This is a genomic window from Candidatus Woesearchaeota archaeon (genome assembly GCA_003694805.1).
In the GTDB taxonomy this organism is placed as follows: Archaea; Nanobdellota; Nanobdellia; order Woesearchaeales; family J110; genus J110.
Map to the genome: position 1 here is coordinate 16942 of RFJU01000121.1, position 21588 is coordinate 38529.

The following is a 21588-nucleotide window of genomic DNA, read 5'->3' on the forward strand; positions in this document are numbered from 1 at the left end:
TAGTCTTCTACCAGTATACTACTATTATACTATCTTATTATCTTATTTTATTATCTTATTAACTTTATTTGTTAACTTTATACTGCCTTGCACCCTCTATTTCTACTAACCACAGCAGTTCACAGCACCTATCCCGCCCTGATTTTTTATCCATTCTGTTTTTTTCCTTTCCTAACACCTTTCTTCCTTGTTCCCCCGCACATCCCCGCCATTTAAAAACAAAGCAGAAGGAATTAAATAGGAGTTTTACCATAAAAGAGAACGTGAAACTCTACATCTACGTTATCCAAGACGACATTACCAACGTCGCTGCAGACGCGATCGTGAACGCGGCGAACCCTTCTCTCATGGGAGGAGGAGGTGTCGACGGCGCCATCCATGAAGAAGCAGGACCTGAACTCCTTGACGCATGCAAAGAAATTCGCAGAACAAAATACCCCGACGGACTCCCTGTCGGCGAAGCCGTTGCCACTCCTGCGTTCGACCTCCCCGCCCGTATCGTAATCCACACCGTCGCCCCAAAAAAAGGAAAAGACCCCTTGGAAAAACTCCGCGACTGCTACCTCAATGCGCTACGCCTCGCAGACCGCTACCGGTGCGAAAGCATCGCCTTCCCCGCACTCGGGACCGGCGCGTACGGCATCCCCATCGACTACTCTGCCCAAACCGCCAAGGACATCCTTACCACGTACAAACCCTTTTGCGTTCGCAAAGTCTTCCTCGTTCTCCTCGGCGACGAACACTACCGCATCTACAAAACCTTTTTCCACGAAGACAAAGAGAACACCACAGAAACAACTACGAAAACATAGGAAAAAGGAAAGAAAAAAACTGAAAAAACCCCATATAAAAAAAGCGAAAAAGAAAAAGACGCAAGAAGAACGAAAAGAGGAGGCCAATCCTACTGAAAAAATTCTTTCGGGCGCTCCTCAATACGCCCAACATAGGACACGACAACTCGCGACTCGAGCGTTTTTGGCCGCTCCGCCCTAGCACCCTCGCCCCCTCCTGACACGCCTTTTGCATGCGGGCTTGCAACATCCTTCCTGACAAGGTAGATGTCTAGTTTTGTATGCGCGAGCTGGCTGCGCGCCTCAAGCAAGTCGTCAGGATCTGCCACACCCTTCTCGAGGTAAAGCGTGTTCCCCTGATTCTTGCCTTCCGCTTCAACGAGCAAGCCAAACGTTCCTCCCTGGCCACCTACAGCAATGTTCCTACTCGGCGCCTGAATGCAGGCCACCCGCTCAACAGTCTGAAAAAGAATTTTCTCCACCCCTCCTCCTGCCTTCTCTCGCTCAACGTAAAAACCTACATTAATAGGCGAGTCAAACCCCTGCGGTTCCTGCCCGTACAAACTCCTATCAGCAACTTCAAGCACGCCCTCCCCATCCTCATTCGTAACGTAACGGAATGGTTGCTTCCGCAAGAAAATCTTCTCAGGAGGTCTTGAAAAAACCTCTTTCAACCTTCTCCACACGCGCATATGCAAAACCTCAACTCGGTGTTCAGCCACTGCTTACAACAACCGCAGTTCAAAACAAACTACGGGCGCGGAAACACCCTTCCATTCAAAAACTTTACCTTACGCTGCCTTCCACCCCCTCCCGCAAGAACCGCCATTAACAACACACACCACCATTAACAACACACCACCTCAAAATCCCCCCTCTAACACCAACCCACAAGCTTTATAAACCCCCTCGTGCTCCCTCCTCGCGTTGGATTGCCCGAGTGAGCAGCGTAGAGGGCGGCCAAAAGTGCAACTTTCTCTACGTGCAAGGCGCGAAACAAGCACCACTCACGCTTTCGTGAATGCTTTCGCCAACGCTCATCGCAACCCTGAACAAAAAAAAAGCAAAAACCAAAAACGATCAACCATGACCGGAAAACCAGAAGCAAAGCCAAACACGAAATACCTCGTCCGCATTGCAAACACGGACCTGGACGGAAAAAAGCGCATTCTCTACGCCATGAGAAAAATCAAGGGTGTCGGCATCATGTACGCCAATGCCGTACTCAAACAAGCAGGAATCTCCCCAGACACCATCACTGGAGAACTCACCGACGAAGAAGAAAAACGCCTCAACGAAATCATTAGAGAACCCCTCAAGAACGGCATCCCCTCATGGCTGGTCAATAGGAGGAAAGACTACGAAACAGGAGAAGACAAACACCTCCTCCTCGCAGACCTTGACTTCACCAAAGAAAACGACCTCAAGCGTCTCAAGAAAATAAAATCCTACCGCGGAATCCGCCACCACCTCGGCCTCCCCGTACGAGGGCAAAGAACAAAGAGCAACTTCCGCAAAAACAAAGGAAAAGCCATGGGCGTCACGAAGAAAGGGAAGAAGTAAATGAAACGCATCAGAAAACAATACCAAACACCAAGCCACCCGTGGTCAAAGACCCGAATTGAAGAAGAGCGAACCCTCATCAAAGACTTTGGCCTCCGAAACAAGCGAGAAATCTACAAGATGAACACGGTCCTCAAGCGCTACAAAGACACCGCCAAGCGCCTCCTCGCAAGAACCGACCTCCAAGCAGACATTGAGCGAAACCACCTCCTCCAGCGCCTCACCAACCTCGGCCTCGTCAACAAAGACGCAAGCGTCGACGACATCCTCAGCCTCACCATCAGGGACCTGCTCAACAGAAGGCTTCAAACCATCCTTGTCAAGAACATGCTCGCCAGAACACCACTGCAAGCAAGACAGTTCATCACCCACCGGCACGTCACCGTTGGCGGACGCATCGTCACCAGCCCCGGCTACCTCGTCTCCCTTCACGAAGAAGGAACCATCTCCTTCACGCCAAGGAGCAGTCTGTCCAACGAAGATCACCCTGAACGCCCACGAGAAGAAGACTTACAAAAAGTGAAGGAGCAAAAGCAAAAGAAAACAGAAGAAGAAGACGCCCTGCCTGCTTTTGAAGCAGAAGAACTCGAAAAAGCCGAAGAGGAAACAACATGAAACACGAAAACATTCGCTGGGGAGTCGCGCACATTTACTCATCCTACAACAACACCATCATTCACGTCACCGACATGAGCGGGACCGAAACCCTTGCTGTTTCATCAGGAGGACAAGTCGTGAAGTCAGACCGCCTCGAAAGCAGCCCAACTGCAGCGATGATCGCGGCAAAGAGAATTGGCGAAGCGTGCAGGGACAAGGGCATCCAAGGCCTCCACATCAAGATACGCGCGCCCGGCGGCCACAACGGGCCCATGAACCCAGGGCCTGGGGCGCAAGCAGCGGTCCGCGCACTCTCACGCATGGGCATTCGCATAGGACTCATTGAAGATGTCACCCCCATCCCGCATGGAGGGTGCCGAAAAAAAGGTGGAAGGCGGGGGAGGAGGGTCTAGCGCTATGAAAATTACCCGCATCAAAAAAACAAAGGACAAAGCAATCTTCCTAGTAGAAGGTGCAAGCGCAGCGTACTTGAACACGCTCAGACGCATCATGCAATACGAAGTCCCGGTTATGGCCATCGAAACGGTCACCATAACAAAAAACACCAGCGTCCTCTACGACGAAATCATAGCCCACCGCCTCGGCCTCATCCCCCTCACCACCGACCCGGCAAGCTACCGAATGCTCAAGGAAGGAGAAGAACCCGGAAGCAAAGCAACCACGGCAACACTCACGCTCAACGTCTCTGAAGTCCCGGAGCCGACCATGGTCTACGCAAGAGACCTGAAGAGCAGCGACTCCAAAATCAAGCCTGCCTTCCCAGACATCCCCATTGTGAAACTAGCAAAAGGGCAAAGCATCATCCTCGAAGCAAAAGCAATCCTTGGCGTCGGCAAAGAGCACGCGAAATGGAACACCGGCCTCGTCTTTTACCGCCACATCCCAACGCTCACGATCAAAAAAGAAGACGACCGCTTCAAAGAACGCTTCCCAACAAAACTCTACGAAAAAAAAGGAAAAACCCTCCACCTCAAAGACCTTAGCAAAGCAGTCACCCAACCAGGTCTTATTGACATCGAAGACGACTACATCGAACCAAGCCCAAGCGGGAACTACCTCTTCGTCGTAGAAAGCTGGGGCCAACTCAGCCCAGACGACATCATCCACCAAGGCATAACCCGGCTCAACGAAGAGCTCAAAGCGTTTGACGACGCAGTCAAAGGAGGGCTAAAAGCATGAAACGCGGGGGTGCCGGAGTGGTCAAACGGGCTAGGTTGAGGGCCTAGTGGCTTAGTGCCTGCGCGAGTTCGAACCTCGTCCCCCGCATCAAAAAAAAAGGAACAAAACAAAAGACGCAACGATGCACATAACCAAGAAGACAAACACGGAACGAGCACGGCTCATTCAAGAACTCAAAAAACACGCGAGAGAGACCAAAGCCAAGCTCTGGCAACGCGTCGCGCAAGACCTCGAACGCCCAACGAGAAAGACCCGCATCGTCAACCTCTACAAAATCAACCGCTACGCCAAGGATGGAGAAACCGTTCTCGTTCCTGGAAAAGTCCTCGGCACCGGAGAGCTCAACCGATCCGTCCACGTCGCCGCGTTCGCATTCTCCGAAGAGGCAAAAAGAAAGATATCCGCAGGAGGACGCGCGCTCACTGTTGAAGAACTCATGAAAGAAAACCCTAAAGGCCAAAAAGTGAGGATACTCGGATGATCATCATCAACGCAAAGAACACTATCGCAGGAAGACTCGCCGCCTTCGCAGCAAAGCAAGCCCTCCTCGGAGAAGAAGTTCGCATCATCAACGCAGAACAAGCAGTCATCAGCGGCGACCCGAAGCACATCCTTGCACACTACCAGCAAAAAGTGAAGCGAGGAACGCCAAGCAAAGGTCCTTTCTTCTCACGGATGCCTGACCGCTTCCTCAGACGCATCATCAGAGGCATGCTCCCCTACAAGAAGCCACGCGGAAGGGAAGCATACGAACGCATCCTCTGCTACGTCGGTACGCCACCAGAATTTGAAGGCAAAGAAACTGTAACCCTGGAACTCTCAACCGTCGACAAACTCCCCACCCTCAAGTACATCACCATCAAGGAAATCTGCAGCAAACTCGGAGGAAAAGCATGAGCAAGAACGTCATCCATGTTTCAGGAACAAGAAAACGAGCAGTTGCGAGGGCAACACTCAAGGAAGGAAAAGGAGATGTACGCATCAACAACATCTCACTCGAACACATCACCCCACGCATTACTCGCATGCGCATCCAAGAACCGCTCATCCTCGCAGGGAATACCGCAAAAAAAGTAGACATTCGCGTCAACGTATTCGGTGGAGGCGTAACAAGCCAAGCGGACGCAGCCAGACTCGCCATCGCACGCGCTCTTGTCAAACACACGCCTGCACTCAAGGAAACGTTCCTCAACTACGACCGAAACCTCCTCGTCGCAGACGTGCGCAGGAAAGAAGAGAGCAAACCAGGAAGACACGGCAAAGCAAGAGCCAAGCGACAAAAGTCCTACCGATAAAAAAGAAAAAGACTCAAAAAAAAGGAAGAGGTAAAACAATGATCATCCCCATCAGATGCTTTAGCTGCGGCAAACCCATCGGCCACTTGTGGGAAACCTACAAAGAACGCATAGAAAAAGGAGAAGAGCGCAAAAACGTCCTTGACTCGCTCGGCCTCGAACGCTACTGCTGCAGAACCGTCTTCCTCGGCCACGTCGACCTCATCGACACCGCCGCAACATTCAAAAAATTCTAGGAAAGAAGCAGGCTAGGCGGAGTGTTCCAACTAAAGTTTTTTAAATACTCATTGCGCTTGGCCCGTCATGCCCAACCGCTACCTCGCGGCACTCTTCCTCCTTCTTCTCACGAGCAACGCCGCCCTTGCAACGTTCGAAACCAGCATAACCTCAGAAAACATAAAAATACGACCTTGGGACGCGGCACCACGCACGAAAACACACACCATCGATGCCGTAAAAGGCGAATGGGTAGCAACACAAATCATCACTCGCACGCAAGACAGGAGCACGAGCGGCATTGACATCACCGCAACGCCGCCGCAACGCAAGAACGACTACCTCCCAAGCCTCTCATTCTACAAGGAATACAACCACGACCTCATGTACGCGAGCAGAGTCGCAGGAGGCGCAGGAGAGTGGCCGGACGCGCTCATTCCAAAAAAAGACCCGTACTACCATGAAGAACGAAACGCATTCCCCTACGACGTAAAGCTGGTAAGCAAAGCATACAACGTTTGGGGATACAACCTCACCGGCCAATGGAAAATCAACAGAAGAAACAGCGCCCAACACCCACCACAACCGCTGGGCGAGTATACAGGAAACGAAGCCCGCGTCTACCACATCAAAATAACCCAGCCAGGCCAAGCAGGACTTGCGCAATTCGTGTGGAGCGACGACGACGGCGCCACGTGGTCACCGCCACAAACCGTCCCGGCAAGCCCCACCGAAACCATCCCCCTCTCCAACGGCATCAGCGTACAATTCCCCGTGCAAACCAAGGACTACGCAACCGACGACGAATACGAATTCTTCGCCAACACCTACCGAAACGACGTTATCTGGGCTGAAACCTTCATCCCAGAAGACACCGCGCCAGGAACCTACACGTCAACCATTACCGTCACCGCAGACAACCAGCCACCCCAAACACTCAACCTCACCATCATCGTCCACGACATCACCATCCCCCGAACCAGCTCCATCCCGGTATGGTACCTTGCAAGCAGAAACAGCATCAGTGCCGGGCACGCCCAACAAATAAACCCGGGAGGAGACTGGGAAGCGCTCTTTGACGACTACCTCGAAGAAGGCCTCAAACACCGCATCACCCTTGACGGCCTCTACCCATTCCTCTCCTGGAACGGCACGGACATCACCAACTGGGACGTGTTCGCCGCAAAAGCACGCCCGTACCTGAACGGGCAGTGGAGCTACGGAGCCAAGGCCAGCTTCCTTCAACTCCCCCGCGCCCCCCCGCACGACTCCTTCTTCAACCTCATCTTCAAAGAAACCATTAAAGAATACGACCTCAAAGAATACCGCCTCGACATCACAAGAGAAAACTACTCCCTCCCCTTCATCATGGGAGAGCGAGTCACGCTTCAAAACGGAGCCAGCTTTAGAAACCTTCACGAAAGCCAACCGTACTTCGCCGACGAAGTCGACGGGGTTCTCAAGCCCGGCACGAACATGACAGGAACGCAATCGAACGCGACAGCAACGCTCACGGCAGCAACACCGTCAGAAACGTTCTACCTTGACAAGCTCGACAACCTCCTCGCCCAGGAAGGATGGCTGGACAAGACGTACAACTACATGATAGAAGAGCCGACTTGGCCAAATGAGTACTCAAGCACGAACTACACGGACACGCCAGCACCGCAAACCATGACCGACGCCATTCGGCAAACAAGCACGAGCATGAAAGCCATCAACCCCGAATTCAAAAACTTCGCTGTCGAAATCTACCAAGAAGAATGGGAAGACGCTATTGACGTCTGGGTCCCTAGCATAGCAGGATGTGGCCGAACAGGGTACGTCGATTGTTACGCGAGCCGCGACAAGCAAGACATCGTTCAATGGAGCTACGCTGCTTGCGGCACACATCATTGCTACCGGACTGGAGACGACACCTTCACAAAACTCCCCACGCACATCATCGACGCAAATTTCACCAACCTTCGAGGCATGTACTGGCTCAAGTACAACGGCAACATCACTGGCGACCTGTACTGGCGGGTCGACTACCAATTCGTCTTCGCAGGCCACAGCACCCCTATTGACCCGTGGGAAAACATCTGGTTCGCTGGAGGAAACGGCGACGGCACGCTCTTCTACCCCGGCCGCCCAAACATCGTTGGCGGCACTCATCACATCCCCATCAGCTCCCTGCGCGTCAAAGCCATACGAGAAGGTCTTGAAGACTACGAACTCTTCGCCCTCGCAACGCAAAGGGGTCTGCGAAGCGACGTCCTTGACGCTATCAAAGACGCTGTTGGGACGGACTGGTACGCGTACACCACCCTCCCCACCCCCGCCGCTATGGACCACGCAAGAAAAGAGGTCATCACCCTCCTCGAAGGAACCTGCTACACGCCAGCAAGGGCCGGCGACGTGGACTGCAATAGCGAGGTAAACATCTACGACCTCACCCTCGTCGGGAGCAGCTTCGGCACAACACCCCAAAGCCCGGACTGGAATAGGAAAGGCAAACGCGCAAATGCATGCAGCACGACAGAGCTCTCCCCCCGCGTCGGCGTAGAAGACCTCAACTGCGTTAGCCAAAACTTCGGCAACGCCGACTAGACGGCTGCGAACGCAGAGCCACCTTAGCAAATAAACCCCCCCTAAAATTTATAAACCTCTTGCCTGTTCTCACACCCATCATGCCACCGTCCACAACACCACCAATAGACTTGCGTTTGCTCCCTAAAAAATGGCAGAAGCGCTGGGAAAGAGCCGGCATCTTCAAAACCAGAGAAGACCCTGCCAAAGAAAAATACTACGTCCTAGAAATGTACCCCTACCCGAGCGGCTCCGGCCTCCACATGGGACACGCGCGCAACTACTGCATCGGCGACGCGTACGCTCGCTACCAACGCATGCGCGGCAAAAACGTCCTCTACCCAATGGGGTACGACAGCTTTGGCCTCCCCGCAGAGAACGCAGCCATTAAGGCCAAGAGCCATCCAAAAAAATTCACGGAAGCAGCCATTGAACAATTCAAACGCCAACAACGTGCTCTCGGCCTGAGCTACGACTGGGACAGACTCATCATGTCCCACGACCCCTCATTCTACCAATGGGACCAGTGGCTTTTCCTCAAACTCTACGAGAAAGGACTTGTTTACCGCAAAAAAAGCATTGTAAACTGGTGCCCGGCGTGCCAGACCGTCCTCGCCAACGAGCAAGTCCACAACGGCACGTGCTGGCGGCACGAAGACACCAACGTTGAGATCAAAGACCTCGAACAATGGTTCATCAAAACCACCGCGTACGCAGAAGAGCTTCTCAAAGGCCTCGATTCGCTTGATCACTGGCCTGACGATGTCAAAACCATGCAGCGCAACTGGATTGGCAAGAGCACCGGCACCATCATTGAATTCCCTGTTGAGGGCAGCGACAAGAAGCTTCGCGTTTTCACCACGAGACCAGACACCTTCTTTGGCATCACCTTCCTCGTCTACGCCCCCGAACACCCTGACGTCAAGGAATTCGTTAAAGGAACGCCTTATGAGAAGCAGACAAAAGCATTCATTGAAAAAGTCCTCCTCCAAGACCGCTTCCAACGAACCGCGGAGGACAAGGAAAAAGAAGGCCTCTTTATTGGAAAATATGCCATCAACCCCCTCACCAAGGAAAAAATCCCTATCTACATTGCTAACTTCGTCCTCTACGAATACGGCACCGGTGCGATCATAGCCGTCCCGGCCCACGACCAGCGCGACTTTCTCTTCGCAAAAAAATACAACATCCCCATCAAAGTCGTGATCAACCCTCCCGACTTCGACCTCGACCCGAGCAAGATGAGCCGGGCCTACACGGGTGACGGCTACCTCGTCAACTCCGCTGAATTCAACGGCATGCACAACCGTGACGCGATGGAGGCTATCACTGAACACCTCAAGGCAAAAAAGTGCGGCGGCCCCAGCACGCAGTACAAGCTCCGCGACTGGCTCGTCTCGCGCCAGCGCTTCTGGGGATGCCCAATTCCCATGATACATTGCGAGGAGTGCGGCATCGTGCCCGTCCCTGAAAAAGAGCTTCCTGTCAGGCTCCCTGAAGACTTCACCTTCACCGCCACCGAAGGAAACCCTCTTGCACATTGCGAAGCATTTGTCAACACAACGTGCCCTTCATGTGGCAAGCCAGCAAAACGAGAAACGGACACTATGGACACCTTCTTTGATAGTAGCTGGTACTTCCTGCGCTACTGCGACCAGCATAACCACACACAGCCGTTCAGCCCAAAAAAAGCTGCGTACTGGATGCCCATTGACACGTACATCGGTGGCAAGGAACACGCGACAATGCACCTCATTTACTTTCGGTTCTTTACCAAATTTCTCCGAGATATTGGCTTCCTCTCCATTGACGAACCATGCATCCGCCTCTTTAACCAAGGCATGGTACACAAGGAAGGAACGGTCATGAGCAAGAGCAAAGGAAACGTTGTCACCCAAGAAGAAATTGAAAAAACATTCGGGATCGACACTGCGCGGTTCTTCCTCCTCTTCGTCGCCTCCCCCGACAAAGACCTCGAATGGGATGACAAAGGCGTTGCGGGCGCTCACCGCTTCCTCACCAGAATCATCGACCTCTACACGAGAAAGGAACTCACAAGCGAGCTTCCAAAGAATCAAGAGAGCAAGCTTCACCGAACCATCAGAGACGTTACAACCAGCATTGAATCTTTCAAATTCAACAACGCGCTCGTAAGCATTATGCAGTTCGCACACTATCTCATCGAAGAAGAACGCGTCAGTACAGTCGCGCTCAAGCACCTTGCCAAGCTTCTTGCACCGTTCACACCTCACCTTGCAGAAGAGCTCTGGGAGCTTCTCGATGAACAAGCCTTTATCAGCCTCGCGCCGTGGCCAGCCTATGATGAGAGCAAGATCGACGAAGAACTGGAAAGCCATGAACGCACCCTCAAAACAACTATTGCTGACCTGCAAAACGTTAAGAAACTCTCAGGCATCGCCCGCCCAAAACAAGCAACGCTCTTCATCGCGGCCCCGTGGAAATACTCCCTCGTTCAAGCCATCAAAGAAGAACTTTCGAAAGGAAGCGACGCCAAAACACTCTTCCAAGCTGTGATGCAACGAGACGAAGTCAAACAACACGGGCAAGAGGCTGCAAAGCTCATCCCCCGCCTCGCCAAAGACCAAAGCAAACTCCCTCTCTTCGTGAGCTCCCCGGAGAACGAGCGCGCCTACCTTGAGGAAAAAAAGAACATCATCGCCAAGCGCGCACAACTCGAAGCAGAAAGCATAAAGGTTGTCCACGAACAAGAAAGCAAAGAAGCCAAGGCACGCCAATCCCTTCCTGGCAAGCCAGCAATCCTCCTGTTATGAACCATTTTGCTCTTTCCAAATCTGGAGCAAGACCTCGGCCTGCAAAGCCCACTTCTTCTTTTGTCGAATCCACTCATACAGCTCAGGCTCTTCCCTCTTGAGATCTCTCAGCAAGTACCCTTCGAAAAAACGTCTGTTATCAAGCAAGACGCGTATAGGATTTTCATCTGCTTGATTTCGATCACCACCCTCCGCGGCGTATAGTCTTTCGTCAAGCACCCTCTCATTCCTTGAGCCATTCTTCCCGTTTCCTTTCTCACCTCTCCATCGTTCCGTGTATTGTACGATACTTTCGAGGCGAACTCGCAGCTCAAGAAGGCCTTCGTTCTCCAATTGTCGAACGCGTTCGCGAGAAATTCCTAGCTCGTCTCCGATCTCCCGCAACGTACGCTCTCCTTTCGAATTTTTTCCCCTCTGCCACGATTTGCTCTCTCCATTTCCCAAATACGCCTTGACGCGCTCGTCGTCGCCGCACCCCTCTTTCTTTTCAGTATAGGTATTCTGTATGTTCTTTATCATTCCTTTCTTGAGAAGCTGATCGCGAATAATATCAAAAACAACTCCGTAGATCCCGAATCGCCTGCACAGTACATATGACCTGCGAGGATCTTTATGCTCTTCAAGATACGAGTTTTTGCGAGACGAACGAGAACGGCTCGCCTCCCCATTCCCGCGATGCTCCATACTGCCAGGCGCGTTCTTTCCCATTGATGCTTCACAACCGGCCATCTCCAGCAACAAAGTATGCACTTTTTCAGTTAAGTCGCTCACAATAGCCAACTCTTCAGGGCTTCTTTCTTCAGCTCGTAAAAAATCAAGAAGAGAAAGCCCGCTCTCTTCTTCAGTTGGCGCGTCATAGCTCACGGCCTTAAACAAGCTTGCTGCGTAATCGTCGATAGGGATTTTGCCCATTTGCTGCACCTATTTTCAAGCAACTCTTTCTTTTTCAATAATTCTTGATAGTTGTAAGCTTTGCTGTCTTTGTTTCTTTGCTTGCTGGCTTCAAAGAGCCTCCTTTGCCGAAGCAAACCTGCTCGCTATATCAAAAAAAGCGGCATGCGCGCCCGAGGGTGGGCTCAGACACCGGAGCGCTGGTGAACCCTTGACGCACCTCCCCTCCGCGACCCTCACAGCACCGAACACTTGACTGAGAGCTGCTCCCGCTAAGGCCTGACTCGGTTCATCAGAGCGTCGGCCAGTGAGGACAGAGGATCGACGGCGTGCCAAGGACCAAACACCCTAGTGCTCAACCGCCCCTCGAGCTTCGTCCGCACCGTAAAGCCCATTTGTGCCAACAGGGCAGGGCTAGCGCCCCGGACTAGCATGCCAGTTGCGGGGAAGCCCGCCCTATTTTAAAATCCTCCGTTATCAAACACCCCCAAGTTTTTTCTTTACCTGCCCTGGCGCTTCTTGGCTACCTTCTAACGGACCTCCAGATCCCAAATGCCGCTCAGACTCCTGGCTTGCTTCACCAACGCGCGCAACTTCCCCCCCAAAAAAAACACAAAAAGTTCCATATAGAAAATAATTTCTATATTGAAACAAACAGGGTAGGCGACCACCACACACAACCACCACGCACATTTAAGAAACGTTTATTAATTTCAAGACCTTCGCCCTCAAAGAGGGGGGTATGAAAAACACCATCCACTTCTTAGGAACAGGAGGCGACGCCATCACCGTCGGCAAGCAAATACTTGCTTCGGGCGGCATCATCCTCACCCTTGAAGACAACCAATTCCACCTCGACCCCGGCCCTGGCGCCCTCGTCAAAGCCAAAGACTACGGCATCAACTTACGAGAACACATCGGCGTCTTCATCAGCCAAAACACCCTCATCCACGCCAATGACGCAAACGCCGTCGTCTTCGGCATGACCCACGGCGGGCTCGATCGCTTTGGCGTCATTGTCTGCACCCAACACGCACGCCACAAAACCAACCCGCAAGGCCTCCTCTTCGAAGAAAGCGAACGCCACGTCGAACGAGTCATCCTCCTCGATGAAGTAGACCGCATCAGCATCAACCACATCGACATACAACCTATCCCGCTCAAACGAGAAGCAACGGGCGCAATAGGATTTCGCTTCGCAACCCAAAACAACAGCGTCGCCTACATCAGCGACACCTCCTACTATGACGGCCTCGCCGCAGCATGCAAGAAACCCAACGTGATGATCGTGTGGTGCCGCCACCCCTCCTCCGTCACTGAAAAAGGAACGCTCAACACAGACAACATCACCGCCCTCCTCACCAAAGTAAAGCCAAAAGCGTGCTTCCTCACCGGCTTTGGCATCAAACTCCTCGACGCTGGCCTCGTCGAACAAGCAAGAGCCATCCAACGCAAAACAAAGGTCACCGTCATTGTCGCAAAAGACGGTCTCGAAGCAGACCTTGACATCTACGCCGACAAAACAAAACAAACCAAACTCAAGCGCTAAAACAAAAACCGCCTCCCCTACCGACGCGAACAACACACCCCACGTAACACCAACAGAGACAACGCAACACCACCCACGCACGCCCTTCTAAACATATCACACTAACTGATACTCCTGATTGCGCCCAGCAAAAACACCCCTCCCAAAAACGCTTTCAACAACCAACCCAACATCAGAGATAAACTCATCACGCGAAAACCCCTCCTCCAAGGCAGCACGATGCAAAGGAAAATGCAACACCTTCTTCTCGCGCTCACCGCCCTCACCAACCCAGGTGGCAACAACGTACACACACTCAACCACCTGACCGTACAAGTCCACGCACGAGGTATGATAAAACACACGGCAATCCGCACCTGGAAAGTCACGTGCCGTTCCAACTATCCTGCTCAAGACGCCGCTGCTCGAAAAAAGCCCTTCATACGAGTGCACCGCACTCAACGCGTGCTCCACGCGCAGCCGATCATCAATTTCACGCAATGACAAAGGCAACTGCGAGTACTCGTTCCCCCTCGCCCCCTGCAAAGCGTAGAACTTGTACCGCTCGTTCAAACGCGAGCGCAGCTCTTCTTCTCCAAGTGACGCTCTTCTTTGCAGGAGTTGAAAAATATCTTCAATCTGCAACGGCCCAACAACATCCTCAAACTCCTCACTACACAAACGCGCAACTAACTCTTCGATACTCAGCTCTGCCATACCACTAAGAGAAACACCCTCCCCTATAAAAAAACTACTACTTTTTACAATAACCCGCCACGAGCAAGCCCGCCACCGACGAACAACCCCTAGCAAACAAAGAACCCTTCCAAACCCTCTGCACAAAACCCCCTCCCCCAACGTCCAGCACGCAACGCTCCCGGCACTACGCCAAGAGTGAAGCCCCAAGCCACCCTACAAAACAGCCCGCCGTCAAGAACGGCATCGCAGGATAAAACCGTTCTTTCTTTGCAAACAAAAAAAGACCCAACAGTGAAAGCGCCACCACAAACGAAACAAAAACTGCAAGAACAAACGCGGCAGAAACACTCACACCCCTCTCAATAACCAACCACTGCAGCACCGCGCCGGAAAAAAGCAAAGGAAACACGACGTCACCGCCCCCCAACATCGCCTGCGATCTGCCAGAACCGGAACCAACCCTTCGAGGACGCTTTTTTGGAGAAGCACGCAAAGCAGAAAACGCACCGCCACCCTTCGCAACAACACCCGTCCCGGCACTCCCCTTTCTCGACACGCCCTTGCTCAAGCCGTTTTGAGCAGTGGACAGCCAGCTTCCGGACGACGGCAGCATCAACCCCGCAAACACGCCGGATGACGCCTGAAACTTCGCCATCTTCACCATGTGCTTTGAAAACCACACTGCAAACATATCGTACCCGCTCATCACAACCAAGAGCACGCTCGCCCAAAATACATCAAATAAAGGCACCAGCAACACGGCAAGGCCAGCATACATCAACACCTCAGTCACGTTATGGACGAGAGGGGAGGGGCGAAACACTTTCCACCACGCAAGGAGAGCCGCCACGAGAAACGCAAACCACCACGGAACAACCACGCCCAACGCGACGCTCAACGTCAAGAACACCGCCAACAAAAACCACCACTTCCAAATATCCAAACGCCGAAAACGAATGAGCAAGAGCAACAACAGCGTCCCCGCACCCACACCAACAACCAAGTACAGAAATGAAGAAGCACCCGACAATTCAGGCCGCTCCCCGATCACCGTATCATCAAACGACAAGGAAACAACACCGCCCTCCTCCACAACAACGTGCAGGTCTTCCTTAAGCAAGAAAAGCCCAACAACCTGCGCAACAAAAAAAAGCAACACCAGCGAAATCGTCACGCTCCACGAATGCTTCATACCAGCAAACAACAACGAGAAAAGTATTTAAGCCTTTGCCCCCTCAAAAAGAACTGCAAACACCAGAAACAGCAACACAACAAGAAGCGGCACACGAACAAGGAACACCCGCATAAAACAAAATAACCAAAAAGAACTGCAGAAACAGAGCGTATGAAACACAAAACAAGACGCCTCACACTCTCTGGCACCATCCGCACCTTTCTCCTCTTCACCCTCCTGGTGGCGACGGGTTTCCTGACATTCAGAGAACCAACCACCCTGACAACACCCTGCAACAACTGCACAGAAACATCTTGTCTTGACACCTGCACCACGACGTGCCACGCCAAACTCTACGACCACGTCAAAGCAGAACTCATAACAAACCCCGCACCCGAAAAAGCCACCCTCCCCCTCCAAGAGCAAGAACCCGCGGCAACCAACACGACGTGCTCATGCACCTGCTCAAGCACACTCTCCAAGGTGAGAACAGCCCTCACAAGCTCAGAGAAGCAAAACCTATTAAATAACGAGGAACACCAAACGAACGAATGACAGGAAAAATCACTCCGTGGGAAGTTACCGGCAAGGTCAATTACGAAAAAATCATCAAAGAATTCGGCGTCTCACCCATCACGCCAAAACTCAAAGAGCGACTAGCCCGCCACGCAAAGAAAAAGAACAAACCACTACACCACCTCATCAGGCGCAACATCTTCTTCTGCCACCGCAACCTCGATACCCTCCTGAACGAGTATGAAAAAGGCAAACCTTTCTTCCTCTACACAGGAAGAGCTCCTTCCGGCCACACCCACCTCGGCCATCTCATCTCATGGATACTCGCCAAGTGGCTCCAAGACGTCTTTGACGCGGAACTTTGGTTCCAATTCCCCGATGACGAGAAGTTCCTCTTCAAAGAAGACCTCACCCTTGAAGAAACCGCGACCTTCACCAAAGAAAACATGCTCGACGTCATCGCCCTCGGATTCAACCCTAAAAAAACCCACTTCCTCATCAACACCCTCCACGCAGGCATTTTATACAAGGAAGCAATCAAAGTCGCAAAACGCATCACGTTCAGCACTGCCAAAGCAGCGTTTGGTTTTCGCAACGACACCAACATCGGCGCAATCTTCTACACATCCATGCAAGCAGTCCCTGCTTTCCTTCCTTCCGTATTGAAAAAGAAGACGCTCAACTGCCTCATCCCGCACGGAGTCGACCAAGACCCGCATTTTCGCCTCACACGCGACGTTATTGGAAAGCTCGGCTACCCCAAGCCTGCCAGCATCCAATGCGTCTTCCTCCCTCCCCTCAGCGGAACAGGAGGGAAGATGGGAACGAGCACGGCTGACGCCCCTTTCAACACCATCTTCACCACCGACTCGCCCTCCACCATAAAGAAAAAAATCAACAAATACGCCTTCTCAGGAGGTCAAGCAACCGTTGAAGAACACCGCAAAAGAGGCGGCAACACCGACGTTGACGTCAGCTACCAATACCTGCGCTATTTTGAAGAAGACGACCAACAACTCGAACGCATCAAACGCGACTACGAGAGCGGCAAGCTCCTCACCGGCGAACTCAAGGCCATCCTCATCGAAAAACTTAGTGCATTCCTCACAAAACACCAAGAAAACCGGGAAAAAGCAAGACAACTCACGAGCAAATTCCTCTTCCGACAACACACATAACTACACAAAGCAGTTCATCCCGACCAGCACTCCTTACCAATCTCAGCACAGCAAAAAAAACAGCACAGGATAACAACCCTTTCGCTCCTCTGACAAAGCACACCCTTCAAAACTTCGTTTTTTGCCCCCACACAAAGCTTTATAAACGTTCCGCGCAAAAAGAAGAAACAACACTAAAAAAAGGAAAACAGGAGCGCGACCACCCACCATGCACATCTACCTCGACACAGGAAACGTTGAAGAAATTAAAGCCGGCGTCGCCACAGGAACCATCGACGGCGTCACCACCAACCCAACACTCATTGCAAAAGAAGGACGCGACTTCGAAACAGTCATCAAAGAAATCGCAACAATATTCTCCAAAGCCGGGAAAAAAAACTACACCGTCAGCGCAGAAGTTACCGCACAAGACGCAACAACCATGGTCAAGCAGGCACTCCCCCTCACACGACTCGCAAAAAACATCCTCATCAAAATCCCCCTCATACCCGAAGGCCTGAAAGCAATCCACCTACTTTCCCAGCGAAACATTCGCACTAACGCAACACTTTGCTTCTCCCTCAACCAAGCAATCCTCGCCGCCAAGGCAGGAGCATATGTGGTCAGCCCGTTCGTCGGCCGCCTTGACGACACGGGCCACGACGGCATGCAGCTCATCCAACAAATAAGAACGGTCTACGACCGATACTCCTTCTCAACGAAAATACTCACTGCAAGCGTCAGACACCCGCTCCACGTCACTCAAGCCGCACTTGCGGGGACGGACATCATCACCCTTCCCTACGCCGTTTTCCAAAAACTCATTCGCCACCCCCTCACAGATGCAGGCAACAAACGCTTCCTTGCAGATTGGAGCGCCTACCTCTCAGCAAAAAAACAATCGTGAAAAAAAGAGGAAACAACACCATGACTTTAAACCTCATTGACTTGGACGAATGCGTCATTCGCGCCTTAGATCTCTTCGCAAAAAAACAACCCCCAACCATTAGCTCTCCTTACAAAAAACCCCTTGTTCTCGGAAGCGGAAACGCAGCAGTAACTGGCAGAATCATCTTCAACAACACCCCCGCCGTCTTTGCAGACGAGAGCACTTTCGAAGCAACATACGCTTCGGCAAAGGACGTTGACGGATGCATTCTCATCTCCGCATCAGGAGGGAAACACGCTCCCCTATTAGCAAAACGCATCAAAGAACTCGGCCTCCCCGTCACACTCTTCACCAACAACCCCCAAGCACCAGCAAGAACAATCGCCGATACAACCTTGGTTTTCCCAAAAAACCCGGAACCATACACCTACAACACTTCAACGTACCTGGGCATGATTCTTGGCAAAACTCGTGAAGACCCAACAAGCATCTCTCAAGAGCTCGCGCGTATTAAACCAACCCTCCCCGACTTCTCAGCCTACAACGCATTTGTCATTCTCGTCCCGGACAAGTTCGACGCCGTAAGGGAGCTCTTCCTCACCAAATTCGATGAACTTTTTGGACCGGTCATAAACGGGCGCGTCTTCACCGAAGACCAAGTCAAACACGCAAAGACCGTCGTCCCTAGCGATAAAGAGCTCTTCATTGGACTGGGTGTAGAAAACACCCTCTGGGGAACCCATCGCTACAACACGCAACTCCCAAAAAACGCTGGGCCGGGGACGGCAATGGCAATAGGCTACTACATCATCGGACACATACAAAAAAGCCATCCCCCCTACTTCAAAGACAACATCGAAGCATACACCCAAAAAATCTCACGCGTCTTCGGCGAAACCATAACCCCCATCGTAGACTAGCAAAAAAAAACGAAGCCGCCAACGTTTCACGATGCGTACAAAAAAATCTCTGAAACAAAACAACACGAAAAACAAAATAACACACAACAAAAAAACAAGCAAAAAAGAAAAACCACTCATCTTCATCGGCGCAGACCACGCAGGCGTCAACGCTAAGAACTGGCTTGTTAAGGAACTCAAAGAAAAAGGCTACCGTATCAGAGACCTGGGAAGCCACAGTAGCACTGCACACGACCACTACCCCCTCTTCGCAAAGAAAGTCGGCACTAGCGTCCTCCAAGCAGAAACGAACACGACCCGGCCTCTCGGCATCCTCATCTGCGGCACGGGAACAGGCATGCAAATTGCTGCGAACAAACTCCCCGGTATCAGAGCCGCGTTCTGCTTTGACCGCTACAGTGCAAGGAAGGCACGAGAAGACAACGACGCCAACATCCTCACCCTGCGGGCCAGGAGATTCCCCCGCAAAGAACTGCTCTCCATCACCCTGACCTTCCTCACCACGAAATTCAGCAACAAACCAAGACATAAGAAGCGTATCGAACTCATCAACAACCTTGAACGAAGCATGGCAAGAAAAAAAACGATAAAAAAGCAATAAAGAACGATGAAAAAACACGCTGCTCCTTCCCCACCACCCTCATCCGCCATCATCCCGACAGTGTTCTCCCACTCAAAACAAGAATTCACCGCTCGCCTCAACAAAATCCAAGGCCTCACCCGCAACATCCAAATCGACTTTATGGACGGCACATTCGTTAAAGACAAAAGCATCGCCCTTCGAGACGTTCCCAACCTTGAAGCAAACCCTGCAACCTTCGAAGCACACCTCATGACCTCCTCGCCCAGGCGATGGCTCGCCCCCCTCCGAAAAAAAGGATTTTCCAAGGTTATTTTCCACATCGAAGCAACGCGCAACGCTGAAGAAACACTCGCCATCATACATGAGGCATGCAGCCTCAACCTCCACCCCTTCATCGCCATCAATCCGTCAACACCTATTGAGCGCGTATTTCCCTTCATCAACCACGCAGCAGGAATCCTCATCATGGGCATTCCTCCCGGAAAAGAACACCAGCGCTTCCTCACAAAGAACTACCAGCGCATACGACGACTCCGAGAGAAAAGTGCACGAACACCCATCCAAGTCGACGGCGGCGTTCTTCCATCCGTCGCCGAAAAACTCGCTCGAGTCGGGACCGACCTCATTAACAGCGGAAGCTACATCGCCACAGCAAAACAACCAGCCAAGGCGTTAGAGAAGCTCCAAGACGCCTTCACAAAAGGCGCGGCTTCCCGCACCAAAGCCAAAGAACAAAGCCAAACTTACGACCGCATCACGAAACACATCTACCTCGGGCCGAACCGGTGCTGCCTCGTCCCCGGATTTGACAAGGAACTCGTCGCCCAAGGCATCAGCGCAGATGTCAGCCTCGAAGAATTTCGCATCGACGCGCCGCACGGCATCAAGCACTTCCTCTGGCTCCCAACACCAGACCACAAACCCCCAACACTAGACCAACTCTTCACCGGGACGGCATTCCTTCACGCCATCGAAAAAAGAAACGCAAAAGCCTACGTTCACTGCGAACTCGGAAGAACACGATCCCCAACACTCGTAGCAGCATATCTCATCAGCAAAGGCAAAACCATAGCGCAAGCAATTGACTTCATAAAGAAAAAAAGACCCTACATCCACATAACAAAGGCGCAACGAGCCGGACTGGCACGATTCGCATCGACGTGGAGGAACCATGCCCGCCGCTAAAAACATCAAAGAACTCTACCTCATGGCAAACACGCTCAGGCAAGACGTCATCACCCTCCTGGCCGCAGCACAATCAGGCCACACTGCAGGAGCCCTCGGCATGGCAGACATCTACGCAGCACTCTTCTTTAGCGCTATGCGCTACAACCCACAACGCCCAGAAAGCGAAGACCGAGACTACCTCTACCTGAGCAACGGGCACATCTGCCCCATCCACTACGCAGCCATGGCCGAAGCGGGCTTCTTCCCCCGCCAAGAACTCCTCACCTTCAGAAAACTCGGCTCGCGCCTCCAAGGCCACCCCCACAACCTTTCCCTGCCGGGCATCGAAAACAGCGGCGGCCCCCTCGCACAAGGACTGTCCCAGGCCGCAGGATGCGCCAAAGCACTCAAGATAGACAAGAAGAAAAACCGCGTCTACTGCATCTGCTCTGACGGAGAACACGACGAAGGACAAGCCTGGGAGGCGGCAATGTTTGCCGGAAACAACAAACTCGACAACCTCACCCTCATCATGGACCGCAACAACATCCAAATCGACGGCTTCACGAACGACGTCATGGACCTTGAACCGCTCAACGAAAAATACATCGCCTTCAACTGGCACGTTATCGAAATTGACGGCCATGACATGCACGCCATCCTCGCCGCTCTCCAAGAGGCCAAGAGAACGGCCAACAAGCCAACCATTATTATAGCAAAAACCATTCCTGGTAAAGGAGTCACCTTCATGCAAAACAAGCCAGAGTGGCATGGAAAACCCCCCACTCAAGACGAAGCAGCAGCGGCACTCCAAGAGCTCGAAGAAGAACGCGCAAGTATCGAACGCGCCACATAACATAAACGCTGCAAACAAAAACAAGCAACAAGCAGAGCAACAAAAGCAAGCAAAGCGAACAAATAACCGAACACCATGATGATTGCCCGTACACAGCCAAAAAAAGCCTTGCGAGACGGATTCGGAGAAGGCATACTCCTCGCTGCAAAACGAAACAAAAACGTCGTCGCACTCAGCGCAGAC

Annotated in this window: 23 protein-coding genes, 1 tRNA gene and 1 other RNA gene; 20 read left to right on the forward strand and 5 right to left on the reverse strand. The window is 52.2% G+C overall.

Annotation, left to right across the window (positions count from 1 at the left end; all coding sequences use genetic code 11):
• Positions 1-347: 347 nt before the first annotated feature.
• Positions 348-812, forward strand: coding sequence for a hypothetical protein (locus D6783_04320; GenBank protein RME52600.1), 465 nt, complete (start codon positions 348-350; stop codon positions 810-812).
• 89 nt (positions 813-901) lie between these two features.
• Here D6783_04320 and D6783_04325 read toward each other — a convergent pair whose 3' ends face one another.
• Positions 902-1483: a hypothetical protein gene (locus D6783_04325; protein RME52579.1), complete on the reverse strand. Its 582-nt coding sequence runs from the start codon at positions 1481-1483 to the stop codon at positions 902-904.
• 394 nt (positions 1484-1877) lie between these two features.
• On the opposite strand from D6783_04325, the gene D6783_04330 reads away from it, so the two are divergent.
• The 11 genes from D6783_04330 (at position 1878) to D6783_04380 (ending at position 11025) form a co-directional block, all read left to right on the forward strand.
• A complete protein-coding gene (locus D6783_04330) occupies positions 1878-2354 on the forward strand; it encodes a 30S ribosomal protein S13 (protein ID RME52601.1) in 477 nt (158 codons plus the stop codon).
• Entirely contained in the window at positions 2355-2969 is a 615-nt protein-coding gene (locus D6783_04335; GenBank protein RME52580.1) for a 30S ribosomal protein S4, read from the forward strand.
• Complete coding sequence (locus tag D6783_04340; protein ID RME52581.1) at positions 2966-3364, forward strand: 30S ribosomal protein S11; 399 nt, start codon at positions 2966-2968, stop codon at positions 3362-3364. The genes D6783_04335 and D6783_04340 overlap by 4 nt, the downstream gene beginning before the upstream one ends.
• A complete protein-coding gene (locus tag D6783_04345; protein ID RME52582.1) occupies positions 3300-4151 on the forward strand; it encodes a DNA-directed RNA polymerase subunit D in 852 nt (283 codons plus the stop codon). Before D6783_04340 ends, D6783_04345 begins: the two co-directional genes overlap by 65 nt.
• Before the next feature lie 3 nt (positions 4152-4154).
• Positions 4155-4238, forward strand: a tRNA-Leu gene (locus D6783_04350).
• A 34-nt stretch (positions 4239-4272) separates the two neighbouring features.
• Entirely contained in the window at positions 4273-4632 is a 360-nt protein-coding gene (locus D6783_04355; GenBank protein ID RME52583.1) for a 50S ribosomal protein L18e, read from the forward strand.
• A complete protein-coding gene (locus D6783_04360; GenBank protein RME52584.1) occupies positions 4629-5048 on the forward strand; it encodes a 50S ribosomal protein L13 in 420 nt (139 codons plus the stop codon). The genes D6783_04355 and D6783_04360 overlap by 4 nt, the downstream gene beginning before the upstream one ends.
• On the forward strand, positions 5045-5446 hold the full coding sequence (locus tag D6783_04365) for a 30S ribosomal protein S9 (GenBank protein ID RME52585.1): 402 nt from the start codon (positions 5045-5047) through the stop codon (positions 5444-5446). Before D6783_04360 ends, D6783_04365 begins: the two co-directional genes overlap by 4 nt.
• 38 nt (positions 5447-5484) lie before the next feature.
• Positions 5485-5682, forward strand: coding sequence for a DNA-directed RNA polymerase subunit N (locus D6783_04370; GenBank protein ID RME52586.1), 198 nt, complete (start codon positions 5485-5487; stop codon positions 5680-5682).
• Between the two features lie 67 nt (positions 5683-5749).
• Positions 5750-8254: a DUF4091 domain-containing protein gene (locus D6783_04375; protein RME52587.1), complete on the forward strand. Its 2505-nt coding sequence runs from the start codon at positions 5750-5752 to the stop codon at positions 8252-8254.
• 80 nt (positions 8255-8334) lie between these two features.
• Entirely contained in the window at positions 8335-11025 is a 2691-nt protein-coding gene (locus D6783_04380; protein RME52588.1) for a leucine--tRNA ligase, read from the forward strand.
• On the opposite strand, the gene D6783_04385 is transcribed toward D6783_04380, so the two are convergent.
• Together D6783_04385 and ffs are read right to left on the reverse strand one after the other, a co-directional pair.
• Complete coding sequence (locus D6783_04385; GenBank protein ID RME52589.1) at positions 11020-11937, reverse strand: hypothetical protein; 918 nt, start codon at positions 11935-11937, stop codon at positions 11020-11022. The genes D6783_04380 and D6783_04385 overlap by 6 nt on opposite strands.
• A 140-nt stretch (positions 11938-12077) precedes the next feature.
• An RNA gene (ffs, locus tag D6783_04390) (signal recognition particle sRNA) lies at positions 12078-12354 on the reverse strand.
• Between the two features lie 304 nt (positions 12355-12658).
• Here ffs and D6783_04395 point away from each other — a divergent pair.
• Positions 12659-13465 (forward strand): hypothetical protein, encoded by an 807-nt coding sequence (locus tag D6783_04395; GenBank protein RME52590.1) that lies wholly within the window; start codon positions 12659-12661, stop codon positions 13463-13465.
• Positions 13466-13561: 96 nt separating this feature from the next.
• Here the strand turns inward: D6783_04395 and D6783_04400 are convergent, their stop codons facing one another.
• Both D6783_04400 and D6783_04405 read right to left on the reverse strand, forming a co-directional pair.
• Positions 13562-14161, reverse strand: a complete 600-nt coding sequence (locus D6783_04400; GenBank protein RME52591.1) for a hypothetical protein — start codon at positions 14159-14161, stop codon at positions 13562-13564.
• 166 nt (positions 14162-14327) lie between these two features.
• Positions 14328-15335, reverse strand: a complete 1008-nt coding sequence (locus D6783_04405) for a hypothetical protein (GenBank protein RME52592.1) — start codon at positions 15333-15335, stop codon at positions 14328-14330.
• Positions 15336-15488: 153 nt separating this feature from the next.
• Here D6783_04405 and D6783_04410 point away from each other — a divergent pair, with 153 nt between their 5' ends.
• The 7 genes from D6783_04410 (at position 15489) to D6783_04440 (ending at position 21405) form a co-directional block, all read left to right on the forward strand.
• Positions 15489-15872 (forward strand): hypothetical protein, encoded by a 384-nt coding sequence (locus D6783_04410; GenBank protein RME52593.1) that lies wholly within the window; start codon positions 15489-15491, stop codon positions 15870-15872.
• Positions 15869-17011 (forward strand): tryptophan--tRNA ligase, encoded by a 1143-nt coding sequence (gene trpS / locus D6783_04415; GenBank protein ID RME52594.1) that lies wholly within the window; start codon positions 15869-15871, stop codon positions 17009-17011. The genes D6783_04410 and trpS overlap by 4 nt, the downstream gene beginning before the upstream one ends.
• A gap of 208 nt (positions 17012-17219) precedes the next feature.
• The gene (fsa, locus tag D6783_04420; GenBank protein ID RME52595.1) at positions 17220-17897 is read left to right on the forward strand and encodes a fructose-6-phosphate aldolase; all 678 of its coding nucleotides are present in this window, start codon (positions 17220-17222) and stop codon (positions 17895-17897) included.
• Positions 17861-18799: a hypothetical protein gene (locus tag D6783_04425; GenBank protein ID RME52596.1), complete on the forward strand. Its 939-nt coding sequence runs from the start codon at positions 17861-17863 to the stop codon at positions 18797-18799. The genes fsa and D6783_04425 overlap by 37 nt, the downstream gene beginning before the upstream one ends.
• Positions 18800-18830: 31 nt before the next feature.
• On the forward strand, positions 18831-19400 hold the full coding sequence (locus D6783_04430; protein ID RME52597.1) for an RpiB/LacA/LacB family sugar-phosphate isomerase: 570 nt from the start codon (positions 18831-18833) through the stop codon (positions 19398-19400).
• A 6-nt stretch (positions 19401-19406) separates the two neighbouring features.
• On the forward strand, positions 19407-20567 hold the full coding sequence (locus tag D6783_04435; protein ID RME52598.1) for a hypothetical protein: 1161 nt from the start codon (positions 19407-19409) through the stop codon (positions 20565-20567).
• On the forward strand, positions 20554-21405 hold the full coding sequence (locus D6783_04440) for a transketolase (protein RME52599.1): 852 nt from the start codon (positions 20554-20556) through the stop codon (positions 21403-21405). The genes D6783_04435 and D6783_04440 overlap by 14 nt, the downstream gene beginning before the upstream one ends.
• Positions 21406-21588 lie beyond the last annotated feature (183 nt).

Bases quoted from the DNA above. Each gene is read 5' to 3' on its own strand.
- D6783_04410 (RME52593.1), top strand. From the start codon at position 15,489: ATGAAACACAAAACAAGACGCCTCACACTCTCTGGCACCATCCGCACC.
- D6783_04435 (RME52598.1), top strand. From the start codon at position 19,407: ATGAAAAAACACGCTGCTCCTTCCCCACCACCCTCATCCGCCATCATC.
- D6783_04360 (RME52584.1), top strand. From the start codon at position 4,629: ATGATCATCATCAACGCAAAGAACACTATCGCAGGAAGACTCGCCGCC.
- D6783_04330 (RME52601.1), top strand. From the start codon at position 1,878: ATGACCGGAAAACCAGAAGCAAAGCCAAACACGAAATACCTCGTCCGC.
- D6783_04340 (RME52581.1), top strand. From the start codon at position 2,966: ATGAAACACGAAAACATTCGCTGGGGAGTCGCGCACATTTACTCATCC.
- D6783_04380 (RME52588.1), top strand. From the start codon at position 8,335: ATGCCACCGTCCACAACACCACCAATAGACTTGCGTTTGCTCCCTAAA.
- D6783_04440 (RME52599.1), top strand. From the start codon at position 20,554: ATGCCCGCCGCTAAAAACATCAAAGAACTCTACCTCATGGCAAACACG.
- D6783_04405 (RME52592.1), bottom strand. From the start codon at position 15,335: ATGAAGCATTCGTGGAGCGTGACGATTTCGCTGGTGTTGCTTTTTTTT.
- D6783_04335 (RME52580.1), top strand. From the start codon at position 2,355: ATGAAACGCATCAGAAAACAATACCAAACACCAAGCCACCCGTGGTCA.
- trpS (RME52594.1), top strand. From the start codon at position 15,869: ATGACAGGAAAAATCACTCCGTGGGAAGTTACCGGCAAGGTCAATTAC.
- D6783_04345 (RME52582.1), top strand. From the start codon at position 3,300: ATGTCACCCCCATCCCGCATGGAGGGTGCCGAAAAAAAGGTGGAAGGC.
- D6783_04320 (RME52600.1), top strand. From the start codon at position 348: ATGGGAGGAGGAGGTGTCGACGGCGCCATCCATGAAGAAGCAGGACCT.
- D6783_04375 (RME52587.1), top strand. From the start codon at position 5,750: ATGCCCAACCGCTACCTCGCGGCACTCTTCCTCCTTCTTCTCACGAGC.
- D6783_04355 (RME52583.1), top strand. From the start codon at position 4,273: ATGCACATAACCAAGAAGACAAACACGGAACGAGCACGGCTCATTCAA.
- D6783_04400 (RME52591.1), bottom strand. From the start codon at position 14,161: ATGGCAGAGCTGAGTATCGAAGAGTTAGTTGCGCGTTTGTGTAGTGAG.
- D6783_04385 (RME52589.1), bottom strand. From the start codon at position 11,937: ATGGGCAAAATCCCTATCGACGATTACGCAGCAAGCTTGTTTAAGGCC.
- D6783_04365 (RME52585.1), top strand. From the start codon at position 5,045: ATGAGCAAGAACGTCATCCATGTTTCAGGAACAAGAAAACGAGCAGTT.
- D6783_04395 (RME52590.1), top strand. From the start codon at position 12,659: ATGAAAAACACCATCCACTTCTTAGGAACAGGAGGCGACGCCATCACC.
- D6783_04325 (RME52579.1), bottom strand. From the start codon at position 1,483: ATGCGCGTGTGGAGAAGGTTGAAAGAGGTTTTTTCAAGACCTCCTGAG.
- fsa (RME52595.1), top strand. From the start codon at position 17,220: ATGCACATCTACCTCGACACAGGAAACGTTGAAGAAATTAAAGCCGGC.
- D6783_04430 (RME52597.1), top strand. From the start codon at position 18,831: ATGCGTACAAAAAAATCTCTGAAACAAAACAACACGAAAAACAAAATA.
- D6783_04370 (RME52586.1), top strand. From the start codon at position 5,485: ATGATCATCCCCATCAGATGCTTTAGCTGCGGCAAACCCATCGGCCAC.